The following is a 13,432-nucleotide window of genomic DNA, read 5'->3' as shown; positions in this document are numbered from 1 at the left end:
GGACGCGATGTTTCCCAGCAATCAAGGCCATGTTTCGCCAGTGTTACACGTGCGGCTGGACGGGTGGTGAAGGCCACCTGGGCTCGAACAGCATGGTAATCCTGCCATTCTTTCCAGCGCCCGCCGAGGTCAACTTGGGTTGATGCGGTGTCCTACGACCGGTCGTAGAGGCCTATCCTGGGGGTCATGGCACGCATCAGCGGATCCTGGCTTTCCGGACCCTCGGCGGATCCGGGTGGTCCGGCAACCCCAGAGTTCCCCGGTCAGCACCTGGGTCTGCCGCGCTCGGGCGCCGGGTCGCTGGTCGGCATGTTACGGCGCATCGTCGCACTCGTGGTGGACTGGTTCATCTCGCTCGGTGTGACCGCAATCATCGTGCGGCCGAATCCGGACAAGATCATCGCCGGGATGGATATACCGGCAGGGAAGCCGCGCCCGTCGAACTTCGAGGCGATTGTGAGTGCGCTCACGACTCCCAACCTGCTCGTCTGGTTCGTGATCGGTGTCGTCGCGGTGTCGTTGTTCGGGTACACGCCGGGGCAGTACTTCCTGCGCCTGCGCGTCATCCGTGTCGATGCGCCGGTGGCCGTCGGATTCGTGCGCGCATTGGCCCGCCAGGTGCTGCTGGTCTTCGTGGTTCCGGCGCTCTTCACCGACGGCGACGGTCGTGGCATGCACGACCGCGCCACCGGCACCGCGGTCGTACGTTCGCGCTAGTGCCTCCGGGCGGGGCGTCGGAACAGTACGCTCCGGCGGTGTCTCTGAATCCGGTCATGCTGGCGGTCCGCCTGTTCCTCGAACTCGCCGCCATTTCCTCATTCGCGGTCTGCGGTTGGCGCGCGTTCGATTCGCCCTGGCGCTATGTGCTGGTTGTCCTGCTGCCGCTTGCCGCCGCCGCGGCTTGGGGGACGTTCGCGGTGCCCGGCGATCCGAGCCGCAGCGGAAATGCCCCGGTCGCGGTGGACGGCTGGGTGCGTCTGCTGGTCGAGATCGTGGTGCTGTTCGGTGGCGCGGCGGCATTCTGGCTCGCGGGGCTGCCGCGCTTGGCCCTCGTCTTCACCGCGGTGCTCGTCGTCTATCACGCCATCGGCTACGACCGGATCACCTGGTTGCTCGGCATCGGGCGAACCGGAACGACTCCTTAGAAACGCCGAGGCCCGCATCCCATGGGATGCGGGCCTCGAAAACAGGATCAGCGCCGACGGATGGTGCGCTGCACCCCGCGCATCTTCGCGCCCGCGGGCATCGGGCCCTTGGGCAGTGCGGGACCGCTGCGCGAACTCAGCGCGGCCAGGCGACCCTCGATGAGGTCCATGCGCTTGGTGTCGATATTTCGGGGCAGCTTGGTGAGGTGCTTCTGCAGCTCCTTCAGCGGGATCTGGCCCTCGTCGTTGCCGATGGTGATGTCGTAGATCGGGGTGTCGCCGATGAGTCGCGCGGTGCGCTTCTTCTCCTGTGCCATCAGCGACTTCAGCCGCTGCGGGGAACCCTCACCGATCAGGATGACGCCCGGCAGACCGATCACCCGATGCACCGCATCCAGCTGGGTGGTCGCGGCGACGCCATTGCTGACCCGCCATTTGCCCTGCAGGTTGTCCAGCACCCAGGCCGCCGCACCCGCCTGGCCCTCGGCCTTGGCGTAGACATTCCGCTGCACCCGGCGACCGAAGATGATGAACGCGACGAGCACACCCAGCAGCAGACCGAGCGGCAGCAGGAACCACTGCAGCCCGAAGATGAGGCCGACCACCAGGAATACGACCGTGATGCCGACGACGGCGCCGATCATCAAAGGCAGCAGCAGCTTGTCTTCCTTGCGCTGCATCTGGAACGCCTGCCAGAGCTGCTGGCGGCGTTCTTTCGACTGCTGCTTGCGGGCCGCCTTCGCCGCGGCCTTCGCTTCCTTCGACGGCGTGCCGCCCTTGCCTACTGCCATATTCACAGAATAGTGGCACGTCGGGTGGGTGCCCCCACCGCGTCAGTTCACGCCACGACGCGCGATCTCGCCCAATGCGGTGAGATCCAGATCACCCGAGGTCTCGGTCCACCCCATGGCGCGCAGCTCAGCGGGCGCGCCGACGCCGAGTGCGTCGTGCAGGCCGACGGCGACCGAGCGTGCGAGCCCGCGCAGTGTGTCCAAAGACAGTGGCCAGAGCAGCGTGCGGGTCCAGTTGTCGATTTCGCGCCGTGCGACGGGTTCGCGCCAGCCGAGATCGCGCAGCATACGTTCACTGGTCGGCGAGATGGGCTGCGCGAGATAGGAATTGCCCGCTAGTTCGACGGTCAGTTTGATGTCGTATTGCACGAATTGGACATATCGATTGCCGGGGGCGGCGATGATCAGCGTTGCGCGGGAAGGTAGTTCGAAAAGGCACTGCGCCAGCGCCCGCCCGAACAGGTCCCAATCCATGATCACCGACTCGGTCATGCCCGCGCCTCGCTAACACTCAGCTCCGGCATGACCGCGCGACTCGGCTGTATTTACTGTTCACTCGCTGCGCTCGCTCACAACTCCCCCGGGGACCCGCTGTGCCCGATCATACGCCGCGCTGCCTGGGACACCAGCCGAATCGTATTGGCCGAGCTCGACCTTCACCCGGCGATAGCGAAAGCAAATAGCCCGCCGTTCTCACGAACAGCGGGCACCTGCTTCACGCGGTCGCAGCAATCGGCCCCGACCTCAACTGCCGCACATCGTCCGATTCCGAAACCCGGCCGAGCCCGCGGAAAACGGGCACGTCCAGCTTGCGGCTCGCGGGCCGCAATGCCCACGACGCCACCACGCACAGCGCGAAAAAGCCGGTGTAGATCAGATGATTCGCGGCGGAATGGTGCGCGATATGCGAGGCGAGTCCGCCGGTCAGGTCGAAAAACGCACCGGCATAGGCCCATTCCTTCACCAGCGGAAAGCGCGGGACCGCAAGTGCCATGGCGCCGAGCACTTTCCAGAATCCGAGGATGGTCATGACATAGGTCGGATAACCCAATTCCGTCATGCCCGCAGCGGTCCCGCCACGATGCAGCAGGTCGGCGATACCGCCCGATGCCAGGACGAACACGGTCAACCCGGTAGTGCTCCAGTAGCCGATCGATCGTGCTTTGCTCATGGTGTTCTCCTGCCTCGTGTACGAGCGTTTCCCGCTCTCACACCCCTGACCAGCGCGGAGGCCGAGATGTGACAGGCACGGGTCAGCCCACCCGCAGCTCGAGTTCCATGAGTTCCAAGGTCTGCGGGTCGGCGAGCAGATCGATCGCCACGATCCGACCTTCGGACACGGTGAAATCGAAGACCACGCGCGGTTGGCCGCCGACGGACCACACGAGACCCGCCCGTCCGTCGATGAGCGCGAGCTGCGCCGCCTTGGCCCGACCGGAGAAGGTCTGCGCGACCGCATTCGCGCCGGATGCGACCGCGGCACCGGTGGCGATGGCCGCGGCGTCGACGCGCAGCACTACATCGGGATCGAGCAGGGTCAGCAGCGCCTCGAATTCACCGCTGCGCGAGGCGGCGAGGAATGCGTCGACGACCTCACGCTGGCGATCGCGGTCGGCGGTGGCTCTGGCACCCTGCACCCGCCGCCGCGCGCGACTGGCCAATTGCCGTGCGGCCGTGGGAGTTTTGCCGACGATCGGGGCGATCTCGTCGAAGGGCACGGCAAACATATCGTGCAGGACGAACGACAGCCGCTCCGGCGGGGCGAGGGTGTCGAGTACGACGAGTAGGGCCAGGCCGATCGAATCGCCGAGCACCGCTTCCTGTTCCGGGCCGTCGACATCCGGCACCGGTTCGAATTCGTCGAGCGGTTCCTCGCGCCGCGACTTGCGGAACTGCAGCATATTCAGGCACACCCGGGCGACCACGGTGGTGAGCCAGCCACCCAAATTCTCGATCTCATCGCTATCGGAACGGCTCAGTCGCAGCCAGGCCTCCTGGACAGCGTCATCGGCCTCGCTGCCGGAGCCGAGGATGCGATACGCCACCGCGAGCAGATGCGTACGGTGCTCCTCGAAGCGCTCGGCCAGAAATTTCTCGTCCACTTGTCACATTCTCCCGTTCGGGCTGGTCATGTACGTGAACCGGAAACCGGAACCGCGAAAAGGAGCGAATGATGACCGCTGGACTGCAGACCATCGTGTACCCCGTCACCGACCTGGTCAAGGCGAAGAGCGTGTACGGCGCGCTGTTCGGCTCGGAGCCCACCGCCGACACCCCGTATTACGTCGGGTACCGGGTGGCGGGCCAGGACATCGGCCTGGACCCGAACGGCCACAAGAAGGGTATGACCGGTCCGATCGGCTACTGGACCGTCGATGACATCGAGAAGCAGCTGGCCACCCTGGTCGATGCCGGTGCCGAGGTGACCCAGCAGCCGACGAATGTCGGCGGTGGGAAGCTGATCGCGACGGTCAAGGACACCGACGGGAATATCTTCGGCCTGATGCAGCCGTAGGCGAGGATCAGACCATGCCCTCCGAGACCTATGACGTGCGCCCGATCGGCCGGGTGCGCTCGCCGCTGACCGATCCGGCGGATGCGCCGAAACAAGGCGACGAAGGCGCACCGCCCGCCGAGATCGTGCTCGATCTCGACGTCGCGGCGGGCGCAGCGGGCTTGCATCCCGGTGCTGAGGTGTTGGTGTTCACCTGGTTGCACCGGGCGGATCGGGACGTGCTCGCGGTGCATCCGCGCGGCGATCGCACCCGCCCGGTCACCGGGGTGTTCGCGACGCGGGCCCCGCATCGGCCGAATCCGATCGGGCTGCATCGGGTCACGATCGCCGATATCGATGGGGCGACGCTCACCGTGCACGGTTTGGAAGCGATCGACGGCACACCGGTGCTGGATCTGAAGCCGGTGCTCGGTCCGACCGCGGAGCGCTGAGTGACACCCCCGTTCCGGGGGCTGGACTATCGACCAGCAGCGGTCGATAGTTCTCGGGTGACTGTGGGTTCGGTGCTGTTGCGTGGGTTGGCCGGGGTTTCGTTGATGCTCGGCGTGCTGGCGCCGGTGACGGCGGCGGACCCGGTCGGTGTGCCGTTCCAGTGGTCGCAGAGCTTCATCACCGCGCCGGACGGCACCCGGCTGCACGCCGATATCCTGCGCCCGCAGGGCATTTCGGCGGATACGAGCACGCCGGTGGTAATGACCGTCAGCCCGTATCGCTCGCATTCCGCTTATCTGAGCATGCCGCGGCTCGAGGGTGGACCGTCCACCGATGACTTGCATGTCGCGATGTTCCTGAACGCGGGCTATACCTACGTCATCGTGGATCTGCGCGGCTACGGCGGCTCGTCCGGATGTCCGGATTTCGGTGGGCCGGGCGAACGTTCGGATGTGGTCACCGCCGTGGAGTGGGTGGCGGGGCAGCCGTGGTCGACCGGCCGGGTCGGGATGATCGGCACCTCCTACGAGGCCTGGACCGGGATGATGGGGCTGGCCGCCAAACCCGCGGGCTTGGCCGCCGTCGCGGCGTTCGGACCGGATGTCGACCCGTACGCGTACATGTACATGCAGGGTGTCGCGTGGAAGTTCTCCGGTAAGCCGGTCACCGAGAGCGGCATTCGCCCGGCCGAAATGACGGGTTTCGAACATCTGCTCATCGCCTCCACACCCGGCCGACCCGACGACTCCCCCGAGTATCAGTCCAATGCCGTCCAGATATCGGCCGGGTGCTACGAGCAATTCGCGGCCAACACCACCAACCATGACGCCACCACTCCCTTTTGGCGCGAGCGCGATCTCGTGGAAGAGTTGCGCGGCAATACCATTCCGCTGTTCGTCGGTCAGGGCTTCCTCGATTACAACACCCGGGCATATCGCATCTTCGACGTCTGGAATGCGCTCGGTCCCGGCGATCATCGCGCTTGGTTCGGCCAATGGGGCCACAGCGATTGCGATAGCAAATGCGGTGCACCGGATTTCGATACCCAACTGCTTGCCTTCTTCGATAAGCATGTCGCCGATCGCGATATCGAGGTGCCCGGCCCGCGCGTGACGGTCGGCCAATTCGATGGCGGCTGGCGCTCCGAAACCGCATGGCCGCCCGCGGATTCGCGCCGCATTCCGATCGATCTGCGCACCGGCATCTATACCGATCGTGGCCTGCTGCCCGGACCCGATCGCGAGATCTGGTCCATTTCCGAACAGCTGAGCACCACCCAGCACATATCCGGAATTCCGACGGCGTCGCTGCGCCTGTCCGGTCCGCCGACCGCGACGGTCGCGATCGAGTTGTTCGATATCGCTCCCGACGGCCGCGGCACGATCATTACTCGGGGCATCGCCCCGGTCGCCGATACCGCCGAGATCAGACTGTTGGCGCAGGACTGGCCGATCATTGCCGGGCACCGCCTCGGCGTGCGGATCACCGATGTCGTCGACGATGTCTGGTCCCATGCCGCCGCCAATGCCCAGGTCACCGTCCGCTCGGCGCGCCTGGACCTGCCCCTGCTCAGCACCCCGCATACCCCCGACCTCACCGGCGGCACCAGCGAGGCATGGGCGAAGTGGCGCGACCAGAAGGTCCGCGCACTTGGGCCCGAGGTGTTGAATGCAGTGATGCCCATGAACTTGCCGAATGAGATCGGCCCTCGATGACAGGTAACGCCGCGCGGACCCACACCACTCCGGTTGTCGTCGATTCGCACGTCGCCGAACGACTCGCGCAGGCCTTGCGCTGCACGACGGTTTCCTACGAGCCGTCGGATACCGCGGAGTCCACAGAACCCAGCGACGCAGAATTCGTCCGGCTGGGCGCGCACCTGGAACAGTCGTTCCCCCTGGTCCACGCCGAACTGGAGTTGGAGCGGTTCGGGCACAGCAGGCTGTATCGCTGGCCGGGCGTCGAACCGGATCGGGTGTCGGCGATTCTGCTCGCCCATCAGGATGTGGTGCCGGTCGACGATCTGCAGCGGTGGACACATCCGCCGTTTGCGGGCGTGGTGGATGACGAATTCATCTGGGGCCGTGGGGCAATAGATGACAAGAGCCGGTTGATCGCCATTCTGGAGGCGGTCGAATCCGCGCTCGCCGCGGGAATTCGCCCGCAGCACACCATCTATCTGGCATTCGGGCACGACGAGGAGGTGTTCGGGGATGACGGTGCGGTGCGGATGGCGCAGCGGCTGCGCGAATCCGGTGTGCACGCAGATCTGCTGCTCGATGAGGGCGGTGTCATTCTCGACGATATCGCCGACGGCATAGACCGGCCGGTGGCCTCGATCATGGTGGGCGAGAAAGGCTATGCGACCGTTCGCCTTTCGGTATCGGCGGTGGGCGGACATTCGTCCATGCCCGGCAAACAGACCGCCGTCGGACGGATCGCCCGCGCGGTGGGCCGAATCCAGGACCATCCGATGCCGCTGCGGTTGACGCCGGTGGTGTCCGACATGGTCACCAGACTGCGCCATGTCATGCCCGAATATCGCCGCCGCCTGCTCCGATTCGCCGGACTGGCCACGCCGGTGATCACCCGGATACTCGCGGCCCGTCCGCAAACCGAGGCGATGGTGCGCACCACGACGGCGCCGACGGTCATCCGCGGCGGCGTCAAACCCAATGTGCTGCCGCAGCAGGCCGAGGCACTGGTGAATTTCCGTATCCTGCCGGGCGATTCGGTCGAATCAGTGCTCGCACACTGCCGCAAGGTGGTGCGCGACGCGGACGTGCGGATCGAACTCGTCGGCATGACCTCGGAACCCTCCCCCGGCAAACCGCCCGGCCCGGCATTCGACATGATCGCGGGCCTGGCCGAGTCCGTCGTCCCGGGCATTGCGGTGACCACCGGCATCGTTCCCGGCGCGACCGATTCCCGGCACTACGACGACCTCGCCGCCACCCGCTGCAACTTCGCCCCCATCCTGCTGACCAAGGCGGATGTGGAAACGATCCATGGAACCGACGAGCGCATCTCCCTGGTGAACTACGCTCGGCTCATCGAGTTCAACCGGCGGCTGATCGATCAGCTCGCGGCGCCGCCACGTACCCAAGGAGCCGATGCATGACAACCGATCCGAAGGCCGGCGAGTCCGCCGAGCCGACACCGGGCACCGAGGGCGAATTCGACGGCATCGGCAGCCGAATCGCTTGGCGCGCATGGCTTCCCGACACCACTGCGCGCGCGGCGATTGTGCTCGTGCACGGCGTGGCCGAACATTCCGGACGATACGCGCATGTCGGAAAGCGCCTGGCGGACAACGGTTTCGCGGTCTATGCGCTCGACCATCTCGGCCACGGCAAGTCGGCGGGCAATAACGCGAATATCGGTTCGATGGCCGGCTCGGCCGACAATGTCGCGGAGATGCTGAAGATCGCGAGCCGCGAACATCCGGATGTGCCGCGGTTCCTGCTCGCACATTCGATGGGCAGCCTGATCACGTTGTATCTGGCGGTCCGAGCGCCGATCGACGTCGACGGCATCGTATTGTCGGCACCGCCGCTGGATATCGCCGTGGGCAATCCGCTGCAGCGCCTGGCCGGCCCGCTGCTGTCCCGGTTCGCGCCGAATATCGGTGTGCTGAAACTGGATTCGTCGATGATCAGCCGCGATCCCGAGGTGGTGCGCGCCTACGACAACGATCCGCTGGTCTTCCGCGGCAAGCTCCCGGCCCGAACCGGTATGGAGATGCTGAATGCCACCGAGTTCGTCAAGAGCCGTCTGGACAAGCTCACCGTGCCGCTGCTGGTGTTGCACGGCACCGCGGACGCCATCGCGGCACCGTCCAGCACTGATCTGATCGAGCGGGGCGCGGGTTCGAAGGACCTGACGGTGATCCGCTACGAGGGCCTCTACCACGAGGTCTTCAATGAGCCCGAACAGGACAAGGTGCTCGCCGATGTCCTGGAGTGGCTGCGGGCCCACGTAGCGGACGAGTGAGCCGCTAGCGGTAGTTCGTCAGGCAGGTCTGCTCGCCGTCGAGGACTCCGGTGCGGAACGCCTCCAACCGCTGGAAGCCGCTCGCCACCACCTTGCCGTCCACATCGCTGGCGACCAGACCGTCGGCGAGCAGTCCGGATACCGCCTCGTCGAGGTCGTTCGCCGACAGCCGCGGATCGCTGCCCGGCTCGCTCAGCTTGGTCGTCACGACTCCGGTGAGGCATGCGGTGCGCAGTCCGGCGGTCTCCGCTCCGGAGATCGAGAGCTTGCGTTCCTGTTGCACCGCAAGGACATAGCGGGAGATGAAGACCGCGAAGGCGTTGTAATCACCGTCCACTACCGCCGAGAGCGGTTCGTCGTCACCCTTCATCGCCCCGCCGCGTTCGGCGAGTTCGGGCACATCGGTGCCGATCTTGTTCGAACTCGGGCAGTACGAGACCGGTTCGGTGGCGGTCACCTTCGAGCAGTTCTTGATGATCCCGCTGTAGTCGTACTGCGGCGCCTGCTGCAGCGGGAAGATCTTCGCCAGTGCCTGGCTCAGGCTGGTCAACGCTGCCACGTCGACCGGAAGCTGGGCGTCCTGCTCGCCGTCCTCATATGTCGTCGGCAGGGTGCCCCTGCGCTGCTCGATCTCCTTCTTGTTGATCTTCTTGCAGCCCTGTGCGCCATCGGTGTAACCGATCTGCACCGCGGACACCCGCTCGAAGGCGGAGCCGTGCACATTCTTCGGGTTATCCGGATCGGTATCGCGCACGGCGATGGTGGCACCGAGGACCGCATTGAGCCCGTCGGTCATATTCAGCGTGAAATGCGCCGAATTCCCTTCCGCCACATGGCGCAGGAAGACACCGGCCAGACAGTCGGCCTGCTGCTCCTTCACCAGCGTCCCCGTGAAGAATCCGGCGATCTTGGCCTGGCCCTGGATGGAATGACCGTATTCGTGCGCGAGCACCATCACGATCGCCATATCGCTGTACTTCTCCTGCAGCAGCGGCAGCAGCACACCGCGGTCCCAGCCGATGGTGTGGTCCACGCTGCAGTAGGCGGCGTTGACCAGGTGATAGGCGCTGGACTTGCAGAATTTGACCGCTTGCTCCTTGGACGCCTTGGCGTCCCAGGAGATGTAGCGGCTCACCGGCTTGAAGGTGCCGGGAAAGTTCTTGCCGTACTCGGTCTTCCAGAAATCTTCCAGATCGGCGACGGTGTTGAGGGCGAGTTTGTCGACCGCGCCGCCGTCGCCGTTTTCCGCGGTGAGCGGTGCGTCCGGCACACCCTTGCGTGGGCCGCTCGGCCCAGTGTTGGAGACCGCGCCCGTCAGATTCCATGGATTGTCCGCGGTCACCGCGCTCGCCTCCTGCTGGCCCGCCTTGCTGTCGCAGCCGACCAGCGCCGCCCCGACCAACATCAATACCGCGACCACCCCGAACCGCAGCCGTCTAGTCCTCATCAGGTCTTTCCTCCCCGAACTCACGGTGGGTCCGTCCTCGGCGAACCCTGACCCGATGGGTGCCTGTGCGCCCACCCCATCGAGCGATCACATGGTAATCGCTGAAAGTCCGGCGCGCGTATACATCCGAGCGGGCGGACACGGTTGACACGGGTCGGCTGACTATGGCCTCAGCGCACATTCACGGCCGAAATGTGCGCGATCCCGCACGCATAACCACGGAATGGCGCTGCGTCCAATACCTCAGGCGTTCAACTGCACTCGCGCGAGCACCGCGCGGTGATCCGAGCCGGGGATGGTCAGCGAACGCATATCGGCGGCCGTGCCATCGGCGACCAGAATGTGGTCGATGCCGATCACCGGACCCCAACGGCGGTCTGCGGGATAGGTGAGCAGCGGCCCGGCCCCTGCCTGATCGGCCGCCGCGACGAACCTGCCGCGCAGCAGATCACGGAATGCCGAATGATCGCGGGTGGCATTGAAATCCGCGCCGACGATCGCGGGACCCTGTTGCGCGTCCAGTATTTCGCGAATCCTGTCCAGCTCCGAACTCCACGCGGGGAAATCGACCGACGGCGGCACCGGATGAAATGCGAACACCGCGACCGGGCCGCGCTGTGGATGCTCCATCGTGGCGGTCAGATTGTTCAGCCAGAAGCCGTCATATTTCTTGGTGTCCCGCAACGGATATCGGCTGTAGATCCCGGTACCGCCACCGCCGCCGGTGGCCTGTAGGAACTGATGCGGCAGCAACTCCTCGATTCCGGCCGCCGCGAGTCGCTGCGCCACCTCCGGTGTCAGCTCGTCGACGGTGAGCACCTCGACCTGGTTCTCCCGCACTGCTCGAACCACCGCCGCCGCATCCGCCTCCCCGAACAACAGATTCGACTGCATGACCGAAACCTCCGGCCCACTCGCCGCCCGACCCTCCGGAACGAACATCGGCACCTGCATCCATAACACCGACGCGACGATTACCCCGGCCGCCGCCGCACTCTTCCACCCCCGCGCGATCAGGAACAACACCAGCCCAAACACCGCCCCGAGCATCAAATACGACGCACCCGACGCCAACAGCACCAAAGCCTGCCGCCGCCACGTCCCGAAATGCAGCACGATCCCCAGAACTCCCGCCGCCAAGGCGCACCACCCCAGCCCGAGCACCACCCGGTCCACCCATTTACGCATGCCCCGACCCTAACGGGCGCCGATGGAGACCAGGTGCGGCGATTGTGGAGATCCCGTGTAGGCGCAGACCACCGAAATCGTTCGTCGCCACCCGGTCCGCCAGAACGTACCCTCCTACACTGTCAGGCAAGGGTGTCGGCGCAGGGAGTCGAGGTGACGCGATGTATGTCGAGGAGTTCACGGCGACGGGTGGGCTCACCGCGGACGCGGCCGAAGATCTTGCCCACACCGCGGGCCGGTTCACCTCGCGGATCACGGTGACCTGCAATGGGCGCACGGTGCTGACACCGGTGCTGCCGTCGTGTTGGGACGAGTTGCGGGTGCGCGCGGGAAGCACGGTATCGGTCACCGCCGAGCGGGGGTACCGCCCGCCCGACGATGAGGACCGCATTGCGCTGCGGGAATTCGTGCGCCGCTTCCAGGTGCTGACCGCGGTAGGCCCGGCGCGGCTTTCGCTCAGTGGCGTTGCATGCGCTCGACGAGCACGGCGGCGTCCGTGGTGAGCGAACCACCGGCGAAAGCCAGTGTGGCCATGGAACGTTCGGCCGCGGTCGAATGGCCCGCACCGCAGGCATCGCTCACCAGAATCGGGAGATAGCCCAGGTCCAGGCTGTGCCGGACGGTGGGTTCGATACCGACCTCCAGAGCGATGCCCGCAATGGCGTAAGTGTCGATGCCCAAGTCGCGCAAGGCGATATCGAGCGGTGTCGCCGCGAAGGCGGACATGGTGATCTTATCGATGACCACCTCGTTCGGACCGGGAGTCAGCTCGGGGACGAGCTGATACTGGGGCGACCCCTGCGGGAAGCTGGAATTCACTTCGTTGGGGTTGTCGACCCGCTGCCACTCCATGGCCGTGCGCAGTTGCGCGACACCGGCCGCAGCGGGCGGCAGTGACATATGCCGCGTGTAGAAGACGCGAAAACCGTTCTCCCGCGCGGCATCCCGTAGCTGCACACAAGTCTGGACGATCTTGTCGCCGTCCGACAGCTGCCGCACGATGCCGACCTGCATGTCGTAGATGATCAGCGCCATCCTGGTCGGATCGCAGGCATCCGCGAGGGTCTGCGGAATGCTCAGACCGTAGGCGTATTGCATCAGGCCGACCCCACCTTCGTCCGGTCGTAGGGCTCGGCGACGTCGACGGACGGATCCATCAGCGCCTCCAGTGGCAACGGCGCCTGCACCGGAACGTAGGTCCATTCCAGGTGACCGGCCTTGGTCAGCGGGAAATCGGCAACGTAACGCTTGGCCTCTTCGACGCTGTCGACCTCGAATACGATCACCACGCCGGGCTCATCGGCGCGCGCATAGTTCTCGCGCACGATGCCCGCCTTCCACAGCCGCCACACATTGGCGACCTCTTCGGGGAGATAAGGGGTGATGGTCTCCATCGTCACGCCGGGCTTGAAGCTGTCGAAAACGATGACTTTCACGGGAATCGAACTCCATGTCTGCAGAATGTGGTGCGGCCGCGCCGCAGTGCGAGTTCCATGTAAGTCCGATGATTACAGTGTTACAAGAACGCACTTTTTGGTGAGTACCGGGAGGCGAGCGATGCCGGAGAAGCGCTATTACTGTGCCGTGGAGGTGACCGTCGATCTCATCGACGGCAAATGGAAGCCGGTCATCCTGGCCCACCTCAAGGAGGGCGTGCGCCGCTACGGCGAATTGCGGCGCCTGATGCCGAGCACCAGCGAGAAAATGCTCGTCCAGCAACTGCGCGATCTGGAGTCCGACGGCCTGATCCGCCGCACCACGTTCGATACCGTGCCACCCCAGGTCGAATACGACCTGACCGAGGAGGGCTGGAGCCTGGTCCCGGTCCTGACAGCCCTCTACGAATGGGGCCAAAAACGCGCCGACCGCGCCGGTATCCCCCTGCCCTGAGCGAACTCGCCGACGGTAGTCGAATGGCGGC

The 13,432-nt window shown here is 65.5% G+C and carries 17 protein-coding genes; 9 read left to right on the top strand and 8 right to left on the bottom strand.

Translation table 11 applies throughout. The features are described from left to right. Positions 1 to 186 precede the first annotated feature (186 nt). Complete coding sequence (locus OIE68_RS43965) at positions 187 to 717, top strand: RDD family protein (protein WP_327096789.1); 531 nt, start codon at positions 187 to 189, stop codon at positions 715 to 717. A 38-nt stretch (positions 718 to 755) separates the two neighbouring features. Continuing rightward, on the top strand, positions 756 to 1,145 hold the full coding sequence (locus OIE68_RS43960; RefSeq protein WP_327096788.1) for a YrdB family protein: 390 nt from the start codon (positions 756 to 758) through the stop codon (positions 1,143 to 1,145). 47 nt (positions 1,146 to 1,192) lie between these two features. Here OIE68_RS43960 and OIE68_RS43955 read toward each other — a convergent pair whose 3' ends face one another. From OIE68_RS43955 to OIE68_RS43940, 4 genes are all read right to left on the bottom strand, one after another. Continuing rightward, positions 1,193 to 1,936 (bottom strand): DUF4191 domain-containing protein, encoded by a 744-nt coding sequence (locus OIE68_RS43955; RefSeq protein WP_327096787.1) that lies wholly within the window; start codon positions 1,934 to 1,936, stop codon positions 1,193 to 1,195. Positions 1,937 to 1,978: 42 nt separating this feature from the next. Further along, complete coding sequence (locus OIE68_RS43950) at positions 1,979 to 2,428, bottom strand: TY-Chap domain-containing protein (protein ID WP_327096786.1); 450 nt, start codon at positions 2,426 to 2,428, stop codon at positions 1,979 to 1,981. 223 nt (positions 2,429 to 2,651) lie between these two features. After that, a complete protein-coding gene (locus OIE68_RS43945) occupies positions 2,652 to 3,107 on the bottom strand; it encodes a DoxX family protein (protein WP_327096785.1) in 456 nt (151 codons plus the stop codon). 82 nt (positions 3,108 to 3,189) lie between these two features. Continuing rightward, positions 3,190 to 4,038 carry a sigma-70 family RNA polymerase sigma factor gene (locus tag OIE68_RS43940; RefSeq protein ID WP_327096784.1) on the bottom strand — a complete coding sequence of 283 codons (849 nt, stop codon included), beginning with the start codon at positions 4,036 to 4,038 and terminating at the stop codon, positions 3,190 to 3,192. Between the two features lie 71 nt (positions 4,039 to 4,109). On the opposite strand from OIE68_RS43940, the gene OIE68_RS43935 reads away from it, so the two are divergent. From OIE68_RS43935 to OIE68_RS43915, 5 genes are read left to right on the top strand one after another with little or no spacing between them, the layout of a single operon-like run. Then, the gene (locus OIE68_RS43935; RefSeq protein ID WP_327096783.1) at positions 4,110 to 4,451 is read left to right on the top strand and encodes a VOC family protein; all 342 of its coding nucleotides are present in this window, start codon (positions 4,110 to 4,112) and stop codon (positions 4,449 to 4,451) included. Between the two features lie 14 nt (positions 4,452 to 4,465). Beyond that, on the top strand, positions 4,466 to 4,882 hold the full coding sequence (gene tsaA / locus OIE68_RS43930; RefSeq protein WP_327096782.1) for a tRNA (N6-threonylcarbamoyladenosine(37)-N6)-methyltransferase TrmO: 417 nt from the start codon (positions 4,466 to 4,468) through the stop codon (positions 4,880 to 4,882). Between the two features lie 57 nt (positions 4,883 to 4,939). Next, the gene (locus OIE68_RS43925; protein ID WP_327096780.1) at positions 4,940 to 6,598 is read left to right on the top strand and encodes a CocE/NonD family hydrolase; all 1,659 of its coding nucleotides are present in this window, start codon (positions 4,940 to 4,942) and stop codon (positions 6,596 to 6,598) included. Then, complete coding sequence (locus tag OIE68_RS43920) at positions 6,595 to 8,004, top strand: M20 family peptidase (RefSeq protein WP_327096779.1); 1,410 nt, start codon at positions 6,595 to 6,597, stop codon at positions 8,002 to 8,004. Before OIE68_RS43925 ends, OIE68_RS43920 begins: the two co-directional genes overlap by 4 nt. Continuing rightward, the gene (locus tag OIE68_RS43915) at positions 8,001 to 8,876 is read left to right on the top strand and encodes an alpha/beta hydrolase (RefSeq protein ID WP_327096778.1); all 876 of its coding nucleotides are present in this window, start codon (positions 8,001 to 8,003) and stop codon (positions 8,874 to 8,876) included. Before OIE68_RS43920 ends, OIE68_RS43915 begins: the two co-directional genes overlap by 4 nt. A 4-nt stretch (positions 8,877 to 8,880) precedes the next feature. Here OIE68_RS43915 and OIE68_RS43910 read toward each other — a convergent pair whose 3' ends face one another. After that, entirely contained in the window at positions 8,881 to 10,323 is a 1,443-nt protein-coding gene (locus OIE68_RS43910; RefSeq protein WP_327096777.1) for a metallopeptidase, read from the bottom strand. A gap of 243 nt (positions 10,324 to 10,566) precedes the next feature. Continuing rightward, entirely contained in the window at positions 10,567 to 11,511 is a 945-nt protein-coding gene (locus OIE68_RS43905) for an endonuclease/exonuclease/phosphatase family protein (protein ID WP_327096776.1), read from the bottom strand. A 161-nt stretch (positions 11,512 to 11,672) separates the two neighbouring features. On the opposite strand from OIE68_RS43905, the gene OIE68_RS43900 reads away from it, so the two are divergent. Then, entirely contained in the window at positions 11,673 to 12,014 is a 342-nt protein-coding gene (locus OIE68_RS43900; protein WP_327096775.1) for a hypothetical protein, read from the top strand. On the opposite strand, the gene OIE68_RS43895 is transcribed toward OIE68_RS43900, so the two are convergent. Both OIE68_RS43895 and OIE68_RS43890 read right to left on the bottom strand, forming a co-directional pair. After that, positions 11,968 to 12,609 carry a cysteine hydrolase gene (locus tag OIE68_RS43895; protein WP_327096774.1) on the bottom strand — a complete coding sequence of 214 codons (642 nt, stop codon included), beginning with the start codon at positions 12,607 to 12,609 and terminating at the stop codon, positions 11,968 to 11,970. The two genes, OIE68_RS43900 and OIE68_RS43895, sit on opposite strands and share 47 nt — an antisense overlap. Next, positions 12,609 to 12,947: a hypothetical protein gene (locus OIE68_RS43890; protein ID WP_327096773.1), complete on the bottom strand. Its 339-nt coding sequence runs from the start codon at positions 12,945 to 12,947 to the stop codon at positions 12,609 to 12,611. Before OIE68_RS43890 ends, OIE68_RS43895 begins: the two co-directional genes overlap by 1 nt. 121 nt (positions 12,948 to 13,068) lie before the next feature. Between OIE68_RS43890 and OIE68_RS43885 the strand changes: the two genes are divergently transcribed. Next, a complete protein-coding gene (locus tag OIE68_RS43885; protein WP_040688440.1) occupies positions 13,069 to 13,401 on the top strand; it encodes a winged helix-turn-helix transcriptional regulator in 333 nt (110 codons plus the stop codon). Positions 13,402 to 13,432: the final 31 nt, after the last annotated feature.

It is taken from the genome of Nocardia vinacea (genome assembly GCF_035920345.1).
In the GTDB taxonomy this organism is placed as follows: Bacteria; Actinomycetota; Actinomycetes; order Mycobacteriales; family Mycobacteriaceae; genus Nocardia; species Nocardia vinacea_A.
The sequence above is the reverse complement of the archived record's forward strand: the minus strand, read 5'-3'. Positions and strand labels throughout refer to the sequence as shown.